The sequence below is a fragment of the Citrobacter sp. Cpo142 genome, assembly GCF_030332425.1.
In the GTDB taxonomy this organism is placed as follows: domain Bacteria; phylum Pseudomonadota; class Gammaproteobacteria; order Enterobacterales; family Enterobacteriaceae; genus Citrobacter; species Citrobacter portucalensis.
Map to the genome: position 1 here is coordinate 20,325 of NZ_JAOWHW010000094.1, position 19,179 is coordinate 39,503.

Genomic DNA, 19,179 nt, shown 5'->3' on the forward strand with positions numbered 1-19,179 from the left:
CCAAGTTTAAGAACTCACACCATTATGAATCTTACCGAATTAAAGAATACGCCGGTTTCTGAGCTGATCACTCTCGGCGAAAATATGGGCCTTGAAAACCTGGCTCGTATGCGCAAGCAGGACATTATTTTTGCCATCCTGAAGCAGCACGCAAAGAGTGGCGAAGATATCTTTGGTGACGGTGTGCTGGAGATATTGCAGGATGGATTTGGTTTCCTCCGCTCTGCAGACAGCTCCTACCTCGCCGGTCCTGATGACATCTACGTTTCTCCCAGCCAAATCCGCCGTTTCAACCTCCGCACTGGTGATACCATTTCTGGTAAGATTCGCCCGCCAAAAGAAGGTGAACGCTACTTTGCGCTGTTGAAAGTTAACGAAGTTAACTACGACAAACCAGAAAACGCCCGTAACAAAATCCTCTTTGAGAACTTAACGCCGCTGCACGCAAACTCTCGTCTGCGTATGGAACGTGGTAACGGTTCTACTGAAGACTTAACGGCGCGTGTACTGGATCTGGCATCGCCGATCGGTCGTGGCCAACGTGGTCTGATTGTTGCTCCGCCGAAAGCGGGTAAAACCATGCTGCTGCAGAACATCGCGCAGAGCATTGCATACAATCATCCTGACTGCGTGCTGATGGTGCTGCTGATTGACGAACGTCCGGAAGAAGTTACCGAGATGCAGCGTCTGGTGAAAGGTGAAGTGGTTGCCTCTACCTTTGACGAACCAGCCTCCCGTCACGTTCAGGTTGCGGAAATGGTTATCGAGAAGGCGAAACGTCTGGTTGAACACAAGAAAGACGTTATCATTCTGCTTGACTCCATCACCCGTCTGGCGCGTGCATATAACACCGTGGTTCCGGCTTCCGGTAAAGTACTGACCGGTGGTGTGGACGCCAACGCCCTGCATCGTCCTAAGCGTTTCTTTGGTGCTGCACGTAACGTGGAAGAGGGCGGTAGCCTGACAATTATCGCGACTGCGCTGATTGATACCGGCTCTAAAATGGATGAAGTTATCTACGAAGAGTTTAAAGGTACCGGCAACATGGAACTGCATCTCTCTCGTAAGATTGCTGAAAAACGCGTCTTCCCGGCTATCGACTACAACCGTTCCGGTACCCGTAAAGAAGAGCTGCTCACTACCCAGGAAGAGCTGCAGAAAATGTGGATCCTGCGCAAAATCATCCATCCGATGGGTGAAATCGACGCAATGGAATTCCTCATTAACAAACTGGCGATGACCAAGACCAATGACGACTTCTTCGATATGATGAAGCGTTCCTGATTCGGGCATCATCTGAAAACGCCACGTTTTTACGTGGCGTTTTGCTTTTGTGGATGTAATCTTAACGACACAATAATAATAATCCGGTATGACATACCGCCTGGCGACGAAGGGTTGTAATTCGTATTTTGTGGTTAATAATCATACAGAACCACCTGATATGGAATCGGGTTTCTCTTCTGAATAATCGCCTGGATGGTTATACTTCATATATTGATATTCTTTGAGAGTATGTATAGTGAATTTACTGACAGCAAGTACTGATCTCATCAGTATTTTTTTATTCACAACGCTGTTTCTTTTCTTTGCCCGTAAGGTTGCGAAAAAGATAGGATTGGTGGATAAACCCAACTTCCGCAAACGTCATCAGGGACTGATTCCGTTGGTTGGGGGGATTTCGGTTTACGCAGGCATTTGCTTTACGTTCCTCATCGCCGATTATTATATCCCGCATGCAACTCTTTACCTGGCTTGTGCTGGTGTACTGGTATTTATCGGTGCACTGGACGACCGCTTTGATATCAGTGTAAAAATCCGTGCGACCATCCAGGCTATCATCGGCATCATTATGATGGCGGTAGGTAAGCTCTATCTGTTGAGCCTTGGGTTCATTTTTGGCCCTTGGGAGATGGTGCTCGGTCCTTTTGGCTATTTCCTTACCCTTTTCGCCGTTTGGGCTGCAATTAACGCCTTTAACATGGTGGATGGGATTGATGGTCTGTTAGGCGGGCTATCCAGCGTATCATTCGCCGCAATGGGGCTTATCTTGTGGTTTGACGGCCAGACAAGCCTGGCTATCTGGTGTTTTGCCATGATCGCCGCCATTCTACCTTATATCATGCTGAACCTGGGGATTCTCGGACGTCGCTATAAGGTCTTTATGGGCGATGCGGGGAGTACGCTGATTGGCTTTACGGTCATCTGGATCCTGCTGGAGACCACTCAAGGTAAAACGCATCCTATTAGTCCGGTCACCGCACTGTGGATTATTGCTATTCCGTTAATGGATATGGTGGCGATCATGTATCGTCGTTTACGTAAAGGCATGAGCCCTTTCTCCCCGGACCGTCAACATATTCACCATTTAATCATGCGTGCCGGGTTTACCTCCCGACAGGCTTTTGTCCTGATTACGCTGGCTGCTGCGATCCTGGCTGCCATTGGTGTACTGGCTGAATATTCCCGGGTCGTTCCGGAATGGGTGATGCTGGTGCTCTTTTTACTGGCATTTGTCTTGTACGACTATTGTATTAAACGTGCCTGGAAGGTAGCGAGATTTATCAAACGCTGGAAGCGCAAGTTGCGTAGAAACCGTGACAGTAAACCAAACTTAACCAAATAAATTGAGGGTACGATGACACAACCATTACCGGGGGAACATGCCATGAGCGCTGAAAATGAACTGGACATCCGTGGGTTGTTTCGTACTTTGTGGACAGGGAAGGTGTGGATCGTCGGTATGGCTCTCGCCTTCGCGTTAGTCGCTCTCGCCTATACGTTTTTTGCTCGTCAGGAGTGGAGCGCGACGGCGATTTCAGACAGGCCAACGGTTAATATGTTGGGCGGCTATTACTCTCAGCAGCAGTTCTTACGTAACCTGGACATCAAGGCCAGTCTTGCATCTGCGGATCAGCCGTCAGTGATGGATGAGGCCTATAAAGAATTTATCATGCAGCTTGCCTCATGGGATACGCGCCGTGAATTCTGGCAGCAGACTGATTATTACAAGCAACGTATGGTGGGTAACAGTAAAGCCGATGCGGCGATGCTGGATGAACTGATTAATAACATTCAGTTTATGCCCGGCGATGCGGTTCGTAATACCAATGACAGCGTGAAGCTGATTGCCGAAACGGCACCTGATGCCAACAATCTGTTGCGTCAGTACGTCGCGTTTGCCAGTCAGCGTGCGGCGCGTCATCTGAACGACGAGTTAAAGGGAGCCTGGGCTGCGCGCACTGTGCAGATGAAGGCGCAGGTTAAACGCCAGGAAGAAGTGGCGAAATCGATTTTCTCTCGCCGAGTTCACAACATTGAGCAGGCTCTCAAAATTGCTGAACAGCATAATATTTCGCGTACTTCCACTGACGTTCCGGCTGAAGAGCTACCCGATTCTGAACTGTTTTTGCTTGGACGTCCTATGCTGCAGGCACGACTCGAAAACCTGCAATCTGTTGGTCCCGATTTCGATCTGGACTACTTCCAAAACCGAGCCATGCTTAACACACTGAACGTTGGGCCAACTCTGGATCCGCGTTTTCAGACCTATCGTTATTTGCGTACGCCGGAGGAACCGGTAAAACGTGACAGCCCTCGTCGTGCCTTCCTGATGATTATGTGGGGCATCGTTGGGGCTCTGATCGGTGCCGGTGTCGCGTTAACCCGTCGCCGCACGATTTAGCAATATCGTTGCAGTGAGGGGCTGGGCCCTCACTGCCAATCCGAAGAGAATCGATGTGAAAGTACTGACTGTATTTGGCACGCGACCGGAGGCCATAAAAATGGCACCTCTGGTTCATGCGCTGGCAAAAGATCCTGATTTTGAGGCAAAAGTTTGCGTCACGGCGCAGCATCGGGAGATGCTCGATCAGGTGTTGAACCTCTTTTCCATTGTACCTGACTACGATCTCAATATTATGCAGCCAGGTCAGGGACTAACAGAAATTACCTGCCGAATACTGGAAGGATTAAAGCCAATTCTGGCTGATTTTAAACCTGACGTTGTGTTAGTTCACGGCGATACCACAACCACCATTGCTACTAGCCTGGCCGCGTTCTATCAGCGCATCCCGGTAGGGCATGTGGAGGCAGGCTTACGTACAGGCGATCTCTACTCTCCCTGGCCGGAAGAGGCGAACCGTACGCTGACCGGGCATTTGGCGATGTATCATTTTGCACCAACAGAAAACTCGCGCCAAAACCTGTTACGAGAAAACATTTCTGATAGCCGTATCTTCGTTACAGGTAATACGGTTATTGATGCGTTGATCTGGGTACGCGATCGCGTACTGGCGAGCGATGCATTGCGAGCTGAACTGGCAGAGCATTACCCATTCCTGAGCTCGGATAAAAAGATGATACTGGTGACCGGTCATCGTCGGGAAAGCTTCGGTCGCGGTTTTGAACACATTTGCCATGCGCTGGCGGAAATTGCTGCGGCCAATCAGAACGTACAGATTGTCTATCCGGTGCACCTGAATCCTAACGTCAGCGAACCGGTTAATCGCATTCTGGGTCACGTTGAAAACGTCATCCTGATTGAACCGCAGGATTACATGCCGTTTGTCTGGCTGATGAATCACGCCTGGCTGATCCTTACCGACTCTGGCGGGATTCAGGAAGAAGCCCCATCTCTGGGGAAACCCGTACTGGTGATGCGCGAAACGACGGAACGTCCGGAAGCGATTACTGCAGGCACAGTACGTCTGGTAGGGACCGACCCGCAGCGTATTGTCGAAGAAGTCACGCGTTTGCTGCATGACGAAAATGAATATCAGACCATGAGCCGCGCCCATAATCCGTATGGTGACGGGCAGGCATGTGGCCGCATTTTACACGCGTTAAAAAATAATCGGATATCGCTATGAGTTTTACGACCATTTCTGTCATTGGGCTGGGTTATATCGGACTGCCGACGGCGGCTGCCTTTGCTTCCCGTCAAAAGCATGTGATTGGCGTAGATGTAAATCAACACGCGGTGGATACCATTAATCGCGGTGAAATTCATATCGTTGAGCCAGATTTGGGCGCAGTGGTGAAAACGGCGGTCGAAAATGGATTTCTGCGTGCGACCACAACCCCTGTAGATGCGGATGCCTATCTGATTGCTGTGCCTACTCCGTTTAAGGGGGAGCACGAACCCGATATGGTTTATGTGGAAGCCGCAGCCAAGTCTCTTGCACCGGTGCTGAAAAAAGGCGCGTTGGTGATCCTTGAATCGACGTCGCCTGTCGGGGCCACTGAACAGATGGCCACATGGCTGGCTGAAATGCGTCCTGACCTGACTTTCCCGCAGCAAGTCGGTGAACACGCGGACGTTAACATTGCTTATTGCCCAGAGCGCGTGCTGCCGGGCCAGGTGATGGTTGAACTGATTAAAAACGACCGCGTGATTGGGGGAATGACCTCCGTCTGTTCCGCGCGTGCTAGCGAACTGTACAACATTTTCCTTGAGGGCGAATGTGTCGTGACCAACGCCCGTACGGCGGAAATGTGCAAACTGACTGAAAATAGCTTCCGTGACGTCAATATCGCCTTCGCCAATGAGCTGTCGCTGATTTGCGCCGATCAGGGGATCAACGTCTGGGAACTGATTCGACTGGCAAATCGCCATCCGCGCGTGAATATTTTGCAACCGGGTCCGGGGGTTGGCGGGCACTGTATCGCGGTTGATCCGTGGTTTATCGTGGCGCAGAACCCGCAGCAGGCGAAATTGATTCGCACCGCGCGTGAGGTAAACGACGGAAAGCCTCATTGGGTGGTTGATCAGGTAAAAGCTGCCGTGGCCGACTGTCTGGCGGATACCAATAAACGGGCCAGCGAAGTGAAAATTGCCTGTTTTGGTCTGGCATTTAAACCGAATATTGATGACTTACGTGAAAGCCCGGCGATGGGAATTGCGCAAAGCATCGCGCATTGGCACAAAGGCGAAACATTGGTGGTGGAACCGAATATCCATCAACTGCCGAAAAAACTGGACGGTCTGTGCCAACTGGCAGCGCTGGACGATGCCCTGGCAAGCGCCGATGTGCTGGTCTTGCTGGTCGACCATAATGAATTTAAAGCCATTAAAGGCGATGCGGTTCACCAGCAATATATCGTTGATACCAAAGGGGTCTGGCGGTGAAAATCCGCGCCAGTATTGAGCCGCTTAGCTGGGAAAATACGTTCTTTGGCGTGAATAGCGCCATTGTGCGTTTTGACCAACACGCGCCGGTTCTGACTGCGGATGTGTTGCAGCCCTGGTCGCGGGTACAGGCAAAAATTCCTGCCGCCAATATCCATGAATTAGATGCCCTGCAACAGTTGGGCTTCTCACTGGTTGAAGGTGAAGTGGATTTTGTGCTGCCGGTGACGTGTGCGCATGGCGACCCCGGTGCGCAGGTCGCACAAACTACGGATATCCCTGCATTACGCCAACTGGCAGGACAGGCGTTCGCGCAAAGTCGTTTTCGCGCCCCGTGGTATGCCGCAGATGCCAGCGCGCGTTTTTACGCGCAGTGGATTGAAAACGCGGTGCTGGGGACGTTCGATCATCAATGCCTCGTTTTTCGTACACCGGCTGGTGATATTCGTGGCTATGTCTCGCTGCGTGAACTGAATGCGACCGAGGCGCGAATTGGCCTGCTGGCTGGGCGTGGCGCGGGTGCAGAACTGATGCAGGCCGCGCTTTGCTGGGCGCAGGCTCGCGGTAAAACAACATTGCGCGTGGCGACCCAAATGGGCAATACCGCCGCGCTTAAACGCTATATACACAGTGGTGCGAATGTGGAAAGCACCGCGTATTGGTTATACAGGTGACACGATGATTCCATTTAACGCACCGCCGGTGGTGGGCACTGAACTCGATTACATGCAGTCTGCGATGAACAGCGGCAAGCTGTGCGGTGACGGCGGTTTTACCCGTCGCTGCCAGCAGTGGCTGGAACAGCATTTTGGTAGCGAGAAAGTATTGCTGACGCCTTCCTGCACCGCATCGCTTGAGATGGCGGCATTGCTGCTGGATATCCAGCCTGGCGATGAAGTCATAATGCCGAGCTATACGTTTGTCTCCACGGCCAATGCTTTCGTGCTGCGCGGCGCGAAAGTCGTCTTTGTTGATATCCGCCCGGATACCATGAACATTGACGAAACACTGATTGAAGCGGCGATCACCGACAAAACCCGCGCTATCGTGCCGGTGCATTACGCGGGCGTAGCCTGTGAAATGGATACCATCATGGCGCTGGCGACCAAACATAACCTGTTTGTGGTGGAAGATGCGGCCCAGGGCGTCATGTCGACTTACAAAGGTCGGGCGCTGGGGACGATTGGTCACATCGGTTGCTTTAGCTTCCATGAGACCAAAAACTATACCGCAGGCGGTGAAGGTGGTGCGACGCTGATTAATGATAAAAAATTAGTCGAACGTGCAGAGATCATCCGTGAAAAAGGAACTAACCGCAGCCAGTTTTTCCGCGGTCAGGTGGATAAGTATACCTGGCGTGATATTGGCTCCAGCTATCTGATGTCCGATCTGCAGGCTGCCTATCTGTGGGCGCAACTGGAAGCGGCTGACCGTATTAACCAGCAGCGTCTGGCGCTGTGGCAGAACTACTATGATGCTCTCGAACCGCTGGCGCGTGCCGGACGTATCGAGCTGCCTTCTGTCCCGGACGGCTGCGTGCAAAACGCCCATATGTTTTATATCAAGCTGCGCGATATCGACGATCGCACGGCGTTGATTAACTTCTTGAAAGAAGCTGAAATTATGGCGGTGTTCCACTATATCCCGCTACATGATTGTCCGGCTGGCGATAAATTCGGCGTATTTGCCGGTGTTGATCGTTTCACCACTAAAGAGAGCGAGCGTCTGCTGCGCTTGCCGCTGTTTTACAACCTGTCGCCAGTAAACCAGCGAACGGTCATTTCGACCTTACTCAACTTCTTCGCCTGATATGTCGCTTGCTAAAGCGTCCTTATGGACGGCAGCCAGTACGCTGGTAAAAATTGGTGCAGGATTGCTGGTCGTGAAGCTGCTGGCGGTGTCGTTTGGCCCGGCAGGCGTGGGGCAGGCGGGTAACTTCCGCCAGATGGTCACCGTGCTTGGTGTCCTGGCGGGGGCCGGCATTTTCAACGGCGTCACGAAATATGTTGCGCAGCACCATGACGATCCGACCCAGCTCCGTAAGGTAGTCGGTACATCTTCCGCGATGGTGCTCGGATTCTCTACGCTGATGGCGGTGATTTTTCTGCTGGCGGCCGCGCCAATCAGTCAGGGATTGTTTGGCCATACTCATTATCAGGGGCTGGTAAGACTGGTTGCGCTGGTGCAGATGGGTATTGCCTGGGCGAACCTGCTGCTGGCGTTGATGAAGGGCTTTCGCGATGCGGCGGGTAACGCGCTGTCGCTGATTGTGGGTAGCCTGGTGGGCGTAGTGGCTTATTATGGCTGTTATCGCCTGGGAGGGTATGAAGGCGCTTTGCTGGGTCTGGCGTTAGTGCCCGCGTTGGTCGTTATCCCCGCCGCTATTATGCTGATTAAGCGTGGGGCAATTCCCCTGCATTACCTGAAACCCTCGTGGGATAACGGTCTGGCTGGACAGCTAAGCAAGTTTACCCTGATGGCGCTGATTACCTCCGTAACGCTGCCTGTGGCATACGTGATGATGCGAAACCTGCTGGCGGCGCAGTACAGTTGGGATGATGTGGGGATTTGGCAGGGAGTAAGCAGTATCTCTGATGCTTATCTGCAATTCATTACCGCTTCATTCAGCGTTTACTTGCTTCCGACGTTGTCGCGACTGACCGAAAAGCGCGACATTACGCGCGAAGTAGTTAAGTCGCTGAAGTTCGTGTTACCGGCGGTTGCCGCCGCGAGCTTTACCGTTTGGCTGCTGCGTGATTTTGCGATCTGGCTGCTTTTCTCCGCAAAATTCACCGCCATGCGCGATCTGTTTGCCTGGCAACTGGTTGGAGATGTACTGAAAGTTGGGGCGTATGTCTTTGGGTATCTGGTGATCGCGAAAGCGTCACTGCGGTTTTATATTTTGGCTGAAATTAGCCAGTTCATGTTATTGACGGTGTTTGCTCACTGGCTGATCCCTGCACACGGTGCGCTGGGAGCGGCACAGGCTTATATGGCAACGTACATCGTCTATTTTTCTCTTTGTTGTGGCGTGTTTTTACTCTGGCGTAGGCGGGCATGACTGTACTGATTCACGTTCTGGGATCGGATATCCCTCACCATAACCAAACCGTGCTGCGGTTTTTCAACGACTCGCTGGCCGCGACGAGCGAGCACGCGCGCACGTTTATGGTTGCCGGTCAGGATGCGGGATTCAGTGAGAGCTGCCCGGCGTTATCGCTAAGCTTCTACAGCGGGAAAAAGGCGTTGGCTGAAGCTGTTATCGCGAAGGCAAAAGCCGATCGCCAGCAGCGTTTCTTCTTCCACGGTCAGTTCAACACCAGCCTGTGGCTGGCGCTGCTGAGTGGCGGGATTAAACCGGCGCAGTTTTACTGGCATATCTGGGGCGCTGATTTATACGAAGTCTCCAGTGGGCTGAAATTCCGCCTGTTTTACCCGATTCGCCGCATGGCACAGAATCGTGTGGGCTGCGTGTTTGCCACACGGGGCGATTTACGTTATTTCGCCGAGCAACATCCCTGTGTGTGGGGTGAGTTGCTCTATTTCCCAACGCGAATGGACCCTTCACTCAATAACATGAGCAATGATTGCCAGCGCAGCGGCAAGATGACGGTGCTGGTTGGCAACTCTGGCGATCGCAGCAATGAGCATGTTGCCGCGCTTCGCGCCGTCCATCAGCAGTTTGGCGACACGGTGAATGTGATTGTGCCGATGGGTTATCCCGCCAATAATGCGGCCTATATCGACGAGGTTCGCCAGGCCGGTCTGGCATTATTTAGCGCAGATAATCTGCAAATTTTAAGTGAAAAGCTGGAATTTGACGCTTATCTCGCGTTATTGCGTCAATGCGATTTGGGTTACTTTATTTTTGCCCGTCAACAGGGAATCGGTACCCTGTGTTTGCTGATCCAGGCGGGTATCCCATGCGTGCTCAACCGTGAAAATCCCTTCTGGCAGGATATGGTGGAACAAAATCTTCCGGTGTTATTCACCACTGATGATCTCAATGAAGGCGTCGTACGTGAAGCGCAGCGCCAGTTGGCATCAGTAGATAAAAATACTATTACCTTCTTTAGCCCGAATTATCTGCAGCCATGGCATAACGCGCTGCGCATTGCTTCAGGAGAAACCGCATGAGCCTGATGCAATTCAGCGGTCTGCTGGTGGTCTGGTTACTCTCCACCTTGTTTATCGCCACGTTGACCTGGTTTGAGTTCCGCCGCGTACGTTTTAACTTCAATGTTTTCTTCTCATTGTTGTTCTTGCTGACGTTCTTCTTCGGATTCCCGTTAACCAGCATCCTGGTGTTCCGCTTTGATGTGGCAGTGGCTCCGCCGGAGATCCTTCTACAGGCCTTGCTGTCAGCCGCCTGTTTCTATGCCGTCTACTACGTGACGTATAAAACGCGCTTGCGCAAACGAGTAGATGATAAGCCGCGCAGGCCGCTGTTTACCATCAATCGCGTTGAAGCCCATTTGACCTGGGTTATCCTGATGGCGATTGCGCTGGTGAGCGTGGGCATCTTCTTTATGCACAACGGATTCCTGCTGTTCAGACTGCAATCCTATAGCCAGATTTTTTCCAGTGAAGTCTCTGGCGTCGCTCTGAAGCGTTTCTTCTACTTCTTCATTCCGGCAATGCTGGTGGTTTATTTCTTACGTCAGGACAGCAAAGCGTGGGTGTTCTTCCTGGTGAGTACCGTCGCGTTTGGTTTGCTGACCTATATGATTGTGGGTGGGACGCGGGCCAATATCATTATCGCGTTTGCCATCTTCTTGTTTATCGGCATTATTCGCGGCTGGATTTCGCTGTGGATGTTGGCCGCTGCAGGCGTGTTGGGCATTGTCGGGATGTTCTGGCTGGCGTTGAAGCGCTACGGAATGAGCGTTAGCGGCGATGAGGCGTTCTATACGTTCCTGTACCTTACGCGCGACACCTTCTCGCCGTGGGAGAACCTGGCGCTGTTGCTGCAGAATTACCACAATATTGAGTTCCAGGGGCTGGCGCCGATCGTCCGTGACTTCTACGTCTTTATCCCCTCCTGGCTGTGGCCTGGGCGGCCGAGTATTGTACTCAACTCAGCGAACTACTTTACCTGGGAAGTGTTGAACAACCACTCAGGACTGGCGATTTCGCCGACGTTAATTGGTTCACTGGTGGTGATGGGCGGGGCGCTGTTTATACCATTAGGCGCGATTGTTGTTGGGCTCATCATCAAGTGGTTCGACTGGCTGTATGAGCTAGGTAACCGAGAAACCAATCGATATAAGGCGGCGATTTTGCACAGTTTCTGTTTTGGCGCCATTTTCAATATGATTGTGTTGGCACGTGAAGGGCTGGATTCGTTTGTCTCACGAGTGGTCTTTTTCCTCGTGATTTTCGGCGTTTGCCTACTGGTGGCAAAACTGCTGTTCTGGCTATTCGATAGCGCGGGACTCATCCATAAACGAATCAAATCGCTGCCCCGTACACAGATTGAAGGATCGTAATGACAGATAACACAACTGCGCCGCTGTATTCGTTGCGCGGATTACAACTGATTGGCTGGCGCGATATGCAACATGCGCTGAATTACCTGTTTGCCGAAGGACACCTCAGGTCAGGAACGCTGGTGGCTATCAACGCTGAGAAGATGCTGACAGCAGAAGATAACCCTGAAGTGAGGGAGCTGATCAACGCCGCGGAGTTCAAATATGCGGATGGAATTAGCGTGGTGCGTTCGGTGCGCAAAAAATTCCCGCAGGCACAGGTTTCACGCGTGGCCGGAGCTGACCTTTGGGAAGCGCTGATGGCGCGAGCCGGGCAAAACGGAACGCCTGTTTTCCTGGTTGGTGGCAAGCCTGAAGTTCTGGCGCAAACAGAAGCAAAACTACGTGCGCAGTGGCGCGTGAACATTGTGGGTAGTCAGGACGGTTATTTTGCCCCAGAGCAGCGTCAGGCGTTGTTTGAGCGTATTCACGCCAGCGGTGCGCAAATTGTGACGGTGGCGATGGGTTCGCCAAAACAAGAGATCTTTATGCGTGATTGCCGCAAGACTCACCCTGACGCGCTGTATATGGGCGTGGGAGGTACCTACGACGTCTTTACCGGTCACGTTAAGCGCGCACCTAAAATCTGGCAAAATCTGGGGCTGGAGTGGCTGTATCGCTTATTGTCGCAGCCGAGCCGTATTACTCGACAACTTCGCTTATTACGCTATCTCCGCTGGCACTATACCGGCAACCTCTGACGCCCTCTCTCCTCTGGTAAGTAGCGTGATCTGCTAATTACGCTACTTATTCACAACATTATCGCTGCTTTCTCGCACAATCTATTTATTTTTTGAATGCTTTAATTGCCATTTAAGCGATTTTAGGAAACCATTCGCAACAATCATTGCAGTGCCATGGTGTGTTTGGCGCCAACCGTTAAGCGGTCGGTGCCGTATGGCCTGTTATGGCATAACAAGATGTACCCATAACGAGAACCGGTAATACCGGACAGCATGCAAACACAACAAGAGGATTTATGGCCGAGAACAAACCTGAGCTACAGCGTGGGCTGGAGGCTCGTCACATCGAATTAATTGCCCTTGGGGGCACTATTGGCGTTGGGCTATTTATGGGGGCCGCCAGTACCCTTAAATGGGCGGGACCTTCGGTTCTGCTGGCGTATATCGTCGCCGGGCTGTTCGTCTTTTTCATCATGCGTTCTATGGGGGAGATGTTATTCCTCGAGCCGGTTGCCGGTTCATTCGCTGTTTACGCCCACCGTTATATGAGTCCCTTCTTTGGCTATCTTACCGCCTGGTCATACTGGTTTATGTGGATGGCGGTGGGGATCTCAGAGATTACCGCCATCGGGGTGTACGTGCAGTTCTGGTTCCCGGAAATGGCGCAATGGATACCCGCACTGATCGCAGTCGGACTGGTTGCGTTGGCAAACCTCGCAGCGGTTCGCCTGTATGGTGAAATTGAGTTCTGGTTTGCCATGATCAAAGTGACCACCATCATTGTGATGATCGTCATTGGGGTTGGGGTGATTTTCTTCGGCTTCGGCAATGGCGGCCAGGCGATTGGTTTTGGCAACCTGACCGAGCACGGTGGCTTCTTTGCTGGGGGCTGGAAGGGCTTCCTGACGGCATTGTGTATTGTTGTGGCGTCTTACCAGGGCGTGGAGCTGATCGGCATCACTGCAGGGGAAGCGAAGAATCCACAGGTCACGCTGCGTAGCGCGGTGGGTAAAGTGTTGTGGCGCATTCTGATTTTCTACGTTGGTGCGATTTTTGTCATCGTCACTATTTTCCCGTGGAATGAGATTGGCAGCAACGGTAGCCCGTTTGTGCTCACCTTTGCCAAGATTGGTATTACTGCTGCGGCAGGGATTATTAACTTTGTGGTGCTGACGGCGGCGCTGTCTGGATGTAACAGCGGCATGTATAGCTGTGGGCGTATGCTCTACGCGCTGGCAAAGAATCGCCAGCTTCCTGCCGTTGTTGGAAAAGTATCACGCCATGGCGTGCCGGTTGCCGGAGTGGCTATTTCTATCGCGATCCTGCTGATTGGCTCATGCCTGAACTACATCATTCCTAACCCGCAGCGCGTGTTTGTTTATGTCTATAGTGCCAGCGTGTTGCCGGGGATGGTGCCGTGGTTTGTGATCCTGATAAGCCAGTTGCGTTTCCGTCAGGCGCATAAAGCGGCGATTGCCAGTCATCCATTCCGCTCCATTCTGTTCCCGTGGGCGAATTATTTGACGATGGCGTTCCTGATTTGCGTATTAATTGGCATGTACTTTAATGAAGATACCCGAATGTCGCTTTTTGTTGGCATGGGTTTCTTACTGGCCGTGACGCTCATTTATAAGGTTTTTGGTCTGAATCGTCATGGCACAGCCCATAAATTGCGGGAATAAGCGACAAAACGCACAAACCATGACCAAACGATAATTTATTTTAAAAAAGCACTAGACAGAAGACCGAGACCTCCGTAATATCCAGCCCCGCAACGGCGCTAAGCGCCCGTAGCTCAGCTGGATAGAGCGCTGCCCTCCGGAGGCAGAGGTCTCAGGTTCGAATCCTGTCGGGCGCACCATTTAGTAGGGTGCCAGAGCTGCGGTGGTTTTAATACCGCGTAAAAGATTTGCAGTGGTGGCTATAGCTCAGTTGGTAGAGCCCTGGATTGTGATTCCAGTTGTCGTGGGTTCGAATCCCATTAGCCACCCCATTAATTTAAAGTTGTGAAATGCGAAGGTGGCGGAATTGGTAGACGCGCTAGCTTCAGGTGTTAGTGTCCTTAGGATGTGGGGGTTCGAGTCCCCCCCCTCGCACCACGACTTAAAGAATTGAACTAAAAATTCAAAAAGCAGTAAAACGGCGAGTAGCGCAGCTTGGTAGCGCAACTGGTTTGGGACCAGTGGGTCGGAGGTTCGAATCCTCTCTCGCCGACCAATTTTGAACCCCGCTTCGGCGGGGTTTTTTGTTTTCAGATTTTCCCTTCTTAGCCTTCACACCTGCGAATTTCCTGAAGTCTTAAAAAGTCCGAATACCTGGTTTTTGCAGTGCAATCGTGGCATGCGTTGTGCAATAATATGCGGGTAGATGCTCATTCCATCTCTTATGTTCGCCATCTGGCCTCATAAACTCAGGAATGATGCAGAGCCGTTTACGGTGCTTATCGTCCACAGACAGATGTCGCTCAAGCCTCATCAAACACCATGGACATAACGTTGAGTGAAGCACCCATTTATGTTGTCATACAGACCTGTTTAACGCCTGCTCCTTACCGAGCGGGCGTTTTTTTATGCATAAACAAAATCCTTCGAGCGACTTCTCGAAGGATTTTGTTTATACGATTGAAAAATATGTAGGCCCGGTAAGCGAAAGCGCCACCGGGCATTCAGGAGTTACTGCGGGGGATTGTTGTTCTGCAGCGTCAACATCAGGCCATCGCGGCGCATGGTGGCGGCTTCTTCCGGCTGGTGCAGTCTGTCCAGTGCGTCAGCAAGCCAGGCGTAGTCATAGGCATCCGGGCGCTGTTTGAGAGCGGCACGGAAGGCGAGCGTAGCTTCCTGCCATTCCCCATGCTTCATTAACGACTGACCCAGCGTACTCCACAGCAACGGGCGATCGCCCACGGCTTTAATCTGCTGGCGCAGCACTTTTTCTATCTGTTCCGGATTATTGGTTTTCAGACGCGGGATCGGCAGCACCAGGCGGTCATCGTACTGACGTTTCAAACCATCAATGATGACCTGCTGCGCCGTATCGTGATCGTCACACTCAATCAGATGTTCAGCCATCGCTACCTGCAAAGCAACCTGATGACGGGTTTTACGGCTCTGGTTTTTCCACCATGCACGCAGCCCCTCGCTGCCCTGATCGGCGCGGACCTGATCCATCAAACCAACCCATGCCTGTTGTTCCAGCATGGCGCGGTGCTCGTCATCACCCACATGCGCTTTTGCCATGGATGGGATGATATCCAGCAAGGAGCTCCATGCGCCGGTGCGAATGTAAGCCTGCTCAGCCAGACGCAGTACTTCCGGATGACGTGGCGTCACTTCCAGCAGTTTGTCTACGCTGTGGCGTGCGGCGTGATTTTCATTGCGCGCCAGTTGCAGGCGAACGCGAGCGATTTCTACCGGGATCGTATCATTTCCGGCCAGTTCGGCAGCACGCTCAAGGTGTTGGTTGGCGCGCGCTTCGTCACCGCGCTGCTGAGCCGCTTCTGCCGCCAGCAGGTAATTCACTACCGGCTGTTCTGCATGATCGGCATTTTTCGACATCAGCTTCTCAACCTGCTGATAGTCACCTTCTGCCAGTTTGAGCAGCGCCTGTTCGGTCTGCTTACGGGCGCGACGCCGCTTACGACCCACAAACCACCCACGGGTATGTGCGCCGGTGCGGAAAATTCGGCGCAACAGCCATTCAATCGCAAACAGGACGACCATGGCGACGATCAGGATGATCACCAGGCCCGTCACGCTGGTTTCGATATTGTAGTTATCCGTCTGGATCAGCACGTAACCCTGATGACCGGCTATCATAGGACCGACGACGATCCCGGCGATCAACAGCACAAAGAGCAACAATACTTTTAGCATCATTATTCTCCTTGCGGCGCGGTTGCCGGAGCGTCTGTCGAAGGCGCAGGCGCTGCTGCTACCGGTGCTGTGGCAGGCTGCGCCAGTAAATTACGTACGCGGGTCTGCATTAACTTGTCGAGAATAGCCTGGCTCTGCAGCGTTTCCGGAACATCCATACTGATGCTTTGCTGGCTCAGTTGGTCTACTTCTTCAAGGAACGCTTTGGTCGCTGCATCGTCGGTGTCGTAGTAAGCACGCACCCATGTGGAGACATTTTCCAGCGCCTGGCGATATGTTTCTTCCTGATGACGCGGCACGGCCTGGGCAGCCACTAACAGGCGGGAACGGATGTTCTCCCGTAAGTAAACATCCTGGTTCGGCGCCAGCAGCGGAACGGCGGTTTCATCACGACGGCGAACGGTGATAAAGCTGTCCATAAAGTTCTGCCAGCTTTTTTGCAGATTGACGCGCCATTCGCTGATCGAGCTGGAAAGCTCACTGCTGTCAGAGTCCATCGGTGAATCGTCGGTGTCATTGTCGGCCAGACGCAGGTTATCAATCTGATTAGAGAGCTGATTCACTTTCAGGATAATGCCGTCATAGTCGACCTGAGTCACCGCGGAGAGGCTCGCGATGTCGTCAGTAATCGCACGTCGCGCGGTAATTAAGCTCGGGTCGTTCATATCTGCCAGACTGGCGTCGGCGCTTTTCAACAGCGCCGCGGCGGTGGTGACGTCCTGATCGCTCCATAATTTACGACCGGCCAGTTTCACCAGAAAATCAGCCTGCGCCAGCAGCCATGTACCAGCATCGCTGCCGGAGATGGTGGCGACTTTTTGCTGGACTTCATCAAGCTGTTTGACCAGCGCCGCCTGTTGGCGAGTGGCTTCATCCAGCTGCGTTGCCTGCTGTTTAATAATGCCTTCCAGCTCAGCTTTTTGGCTTTCCTGGGCTTTTTGCAGCGCCGTCAGCTGGTTCGCCAGCGCATCGCTGGTTGCCGTTTGTGTTGTTGCCTGTTGTTTCCCCCAGCCGTATAGGCCAACGCCTGCTGCCAGAGCAATAGCAATCGCCACAGCGCTCAGAATCAGCGCCGTGCTGTTCTTACTCTTTTTTTCAGTATTAACTGGCTGTGACGTGGTTTCCACGGCCTCCCTGGTCTCTTCAACCACGGCGGAGGATTTTTCTTGTTCCGTCATTATGGCATCCCATTATGAGAGTTATTGTAATGCGCGTAGTAGCGCATCGTTGTCGGCGTTATCAGCGACCTTAATATCTTGCCAGCCCAGTTCCCGGGCGAGGTGCGCCAGACGCTCACTGACGACCAGCAGCCGACAGCGTAGTAACCAGTGCTCACGATACCATTGCGGAATGAGCGACCAGAGCTGCTGTAGCATCTCTCCGCTGGTGACAACCACCGTGGTTACGCCACGGGATTGCCAGCGCATCGCTTCTTCTGCACCATCGTAATATTTTGCACTGCGTTGATAACATTCACAAAAATCGACATCGGCTCCGCGTGCCGTCAGGGTTTCACCTATCAGCTCACGGCCACCGTTGCCGCGTAATATAAGCGCGCGTTTTCCCGCAATATTTTGTAATTCAGGTAATTGTAGCAAGACTTCGCTAATTTCCCGATCCAGAGGGTAGTGAATATTGAAGCCGCTAACAGTATGCAGCGCCAGCGCCGTTGTACGGCCAATGGCAAAATAACGCGGAAGGGATGGCCAGCTTTTCTCTTGCTGCTGAAGCTCGGCATCGGCAAAGGTGACCGCGTGCTGCGAGAGGGCGAAGACCAGATCGTTCTCCGTCAGCGCCGACAGTCGGGAAGCAAGCGTTGCCAGCTCCCGACCTGGTGAAAACTCGATGAGTGGAAAACTCCAGGCCACCTGCCCCAGTGTGCGCAGTCGGCTCACTAACTCTTCCCCTGCGGGAGACGGGCGGGTGACCAGAATACTCATGCGGGGGCTTCTCCGTTATAAACTTCCGCCAGAATGGCGCGCGCACCGTTCTCCAGCAGTTCTTCTGCCAGAGAGATGCCCATCTGTTCGGCATCCTGTGTGGCGCCGCGACGTTCTCCGCATACCATCTGTGAACCGTCTGGCGCGCCGACCAGCGCACGTAGCCAAATCTCACCGTCGATGATTTCGGCATAGCTTCCAATAGGTACCTGACATCCCCCTTCCAGGCGGGTGTTCATGGCGCGTTCTGCTTTGACGCGTAGCGCAGTCTCTTCATGGTTGAGCGGCGCTAGCAGCGCCTGAGTGCGCATATCATCCAGTCGACATTCTATGCCTACTGCGCCTTGTCCAACTGCGGGCAGGGAGGCTTCCGGCGGGAGAGCGGTGCGGACTCGCGACTCAAGACCTAAACGTTTTAATCCGGCGACCGCCAGTATAATGGCGTCATAATCGCCGTTATCCAGTTTGCTGAGGCGCGTGCCTACGTTGCCGCGCAGCGAACGGATAACGAGATCCGGGCGACGTTTTGCCAACTGGCACTGGCGGCGCAAACTGGATGTCCCGACGATGCTGCCTGCGGGGAGTTCATCCAGCGAGTTGTACTTATTTGAGACGAAAGCATCACGCGGATCCTCTCGCTCACAAATGGTGACCAGCCCAAGACCGTCAGGGAATTCAACCGGCACATCCTTCATGGAATGCACAGCGATATCGGCGCGTTTTTCCAGCAGCGCGACTTCCAGCTCTTTAACAAACAACCCTTTCCCCCCGACCTTCGCCAGCGGGGTATCAAGGATCACATCGCCACGGGTTACCATAGGAACCAGTTCCACGATCAGACCGGGGTGGTTTGCCATTAAGGCGTCTTTGACATAATGTGCCTGCCAGAGCGCAAGGGGGCTTTGGCGTGTGGCAATTCTCAAAACATTGTCTAACATGCTTGTTACCGTCATTATCAATCATTGACCATCCTAACATCCTTATCAAAGGGATGTCAGCGTTACGCTCAAACGTAAGTGAGAGGAA

At 52.7% G+C, this 19,179-nt stretch carries 16 protein-coding genes and 4 tRNA genes; 16 read left to right on the forward strand and 4 right to left on the reverse strand.

Annotation, left to right across the window (positions count from 1 at the left end):
• Positions 1–24: 24 nt before the first annotated feature.
• The 16 genes from rho to OGY18_RS04880 all read left to right on the forward strand — a co-directional run bounded on the left by rho (position 25) and on the right by OGY18_RS04880 (position 14,558).
• The gene (rho, locus tag OGY18_RS04805) at positions 25–1,284 is read left to right on the forward strand and encodes a transcription termination factor Rho (RefSeq protein ID WP_002437993.1); all 1,260 of its coding nucleotides are present in this window, start codon (positions 25–27) and stop codon (positions 1,282–1,284) included.
• A 238-nt stretch (positions 1,285–1,522) separates the two neighbouring features.
• Positions 1,523–2,626 carry a UDP-N-acetylglucosamine--undecaprenyl-phosphate N-acetylglucosaminephosphotransferase gene (gene wecA / locus OGY18_RS04810; RefSeq protein WP_003829006.1) on the forward strand — a complete coding sequence of 368 codons (1,104 nt, stop codon included), beginning with the start codon at positions 1,523–1,525 and terminating at the stop codon, positions 2,624–2,626.
• Between the two features lie 12 nt (positions 2,627–2,638).
• Positions 2,639–3,685, forward strand: coding sequence for an ECA polysaccharide chain length modulation protein (wzzE, locus tag OGY18_RS04815; RefSeq protein WP_003829003.1), 1,047 nt, complete (start codon positions 2,639–2,641; stop codon positions 3,683–3,685).
• Positions 3,686–3,740: 55 nt separating this feature from the next.
• Entirely contained in the window at positions 3,741–4,871 is a 1,131-nt protein-coding gene (gene wecB / locus OGY18_RS04820) for a non-hydrolyzing UDP-N-acetylglucosamine 2-epimerase (RefSeq protein ID WP_149282140.1), read from the forward strand.
• On the forward strand, positions 4,868–6,130 hold the full coding sequence (gene wecC, locus OGY18_RS04825; protein WP_008787073.1) for a UDP-N-acetyl-D-mannosamine dehydrogenase: 1,263 nt from the start codon (positions 4,868–4,870) through the stop codon (positions 6,128–6,130). The genes wecB and wecC overlap by 4 nt, the downstream gene beginning before the upstream one ends.
• Complete coding sequence (rffC, locus tag OGY18_RS04830) at positions 6,127–6,804, forward strand: dTDP-4-amino-4,6-dideoxy-D-galactose acyltransferase (RefSeq protein WP_148362633.1); 678 nt, start codon at positions 6,127–6,129, stop codon at positions 6,802–6,804. The genes wecC and rffC overlap by 4 nt, the downstream gene beginning before the upstream one ends.
• Positions 6,805–6,808: 4 nt before the next feature.
• Positions 6,809–7,939 carry a dTDP-4-amino-4,6-dideoxygalactose transaminase gene (gene rffA, locus OGY18_RS04835; RefSeq protein ID WP_149282142.1) on the forward strand — a complete coding sequence of 377 codons (1,131 nt, stop codon included), beginning with the start codon at positions 6,809–6,811 and terminating at the stop codon, positions 7,937–7,939.
• Position 7,940: 1 nt separating this feature from the next.
• Positions 7,941–9,191, forward strand: a complete 1,251-nt coding sequence (gene wzxE / locus OGY18_RS04840) for a lipid III flippase WzxE (protein WP_126957725.1) — start codon at positions 7,941–7,943, stop codon at positions 9,189–9,191.
• Positions 9,188–10,267, forward strand: coding sequence for a TDP-N-acetylfucosamine:lipid II N-acetylfucosaminyltransferase (locus OGY18_RS04845; protein ID WP_286552068.1), 1,080 nt, complete (start codon positions 9,188–9,190; stop codon positions 10,265–10,267). The genes wzxE and OGY18_RS04845 overlap by 4 nt, the downstream gene beginning before the upstream one ends.
• Positions 10,264–11,619, forward strand: coding sequence for an ECA oligosaccharide polymerase (gene wzyE / locus OGY18_RS04850; RefSeq protein WP_020996101.1), 1,356 nt, complete (start codon positions 10,264–10,266; stop codon positions 11,617–11,619). Before OGY18_RS04845 ends, wzyE begins: the two co-directional genes overlap by 4 nt.
• Positions 11,619–12,359 carry a lipopolysaccharide N-acetylmannosaminouronosyltransferase gene (wecG, locus tag OGY18_RS04855; protein WP_003828982.1) on the forward strand — a complete coding sequence of 247 codons (741 nt, stop codon included), beginning with the start codon at positions 11,619–11,621 and terminating at the stop codon, positions 12,357–12,359. Before wzyE ends, wecG begins: the two co-directional genes overlap by 1 nt.
• A gap of 278 nt (positions 12,360–12,637) precedes the next feature.
• Positions 12,638–14,023, forward strand: a complete 1,386-nt coding sequence (gene thrP / locus OGY18_RS04860) for a bifunctional threonine/serine APC transporter ThrP (protein WP_003828980.1) — start codon at positions 12,638–12,640, stop codon at positions 14,021–14,023.
• 102 nt (positions 14,024–14,125) lie between these two features.
• A tRNA-Arg gene (locus tag OGY18_RS04865) sits at positions 14,126–14,202 on the forward strand.
• Between the two features lie 56 nt (positions 14,203–14,258).
• A tRNA-His gene (locus OGY18_RS04870) sits at positions 14,259–14,334 on the forward strand.
• Between the two features lie 20 nt (positions 14,335–14,354).
• Positions 14,355–14,440, forward strand: a tRNA-Leu gene (locus OGY18_RS04875).
• Positions 14,441–14,481: 41 nt separating this feature from the next.
• A tRNA-Pro gene (locus tag OGY18_RS04880) sits at positions 14,482–14,558 on the forward strand.
• A gap of 455 nt (positions 14,559–15,013) precedes the next feature.
• On the opposite strand, the gene hemY is transcribed toward OGY18_RS04880, so the two are convergent.
• The 4 genes from hemY to hemC are packed head-to-tail and all read right to left on the reverse strand — an operon-like array spanning position 15,014 to position 19,091.
• The gene (gene hemY, locus OGY18_RS04885; RefSeq protein ID WP_048215221.1) at positions 15,014–16,213 is read right to left on the reverse strand and encodes a protoheme IX biogenesis protein HemY; all 1,200 of its coding nucleotides are present in this window, start codon (positions 16,211–16,213) and stop codon (positions 15,014–15,016) included.
• A 2-nt stretch (positions 16,214–16,215) separates the two neighbouring features.
• Positions 16,216–17,391, reverse strand: a complete 1,176-nt coding sequence (gene hemX / locus OGY18_RS04890; RefSeq protein WP_003017955.1) for a uroporphyrinogen-III C-methyltransferase — start codon at positions 17,389–17,391, stop codon at positions 16,216–16,218.
• Between the two features lie 21 nt (positions 17,392–17,412).
• Positions 17,413–18,153 (reverse strand): uroporphyrinogen-III synthase, encoded by a 741-nt coding sequence (gene hemD / locus OGY18_RS04895; protein ID WP_079939629.1) that lies wholly within the window; start codon positions 18,151–18,153, stop codon positions 17,413–17,415.
• Positions 18,150–19,091, reverse strand: a complete 942-nt coding sequence (gene hemC / locus OGY18_RS04900) for a hydroxymethylbilane synthase (protein ID WP_286552074.1) — start codon at positions 19,089–19,091, stop codon at positions 18,150–18,152. The genes hemD and hemC overlap by 4 nt, the downstream gene beginning before the upstream one ends.
• Positions 19,092–19,179 lie beyond the last annotated feature (88 nt).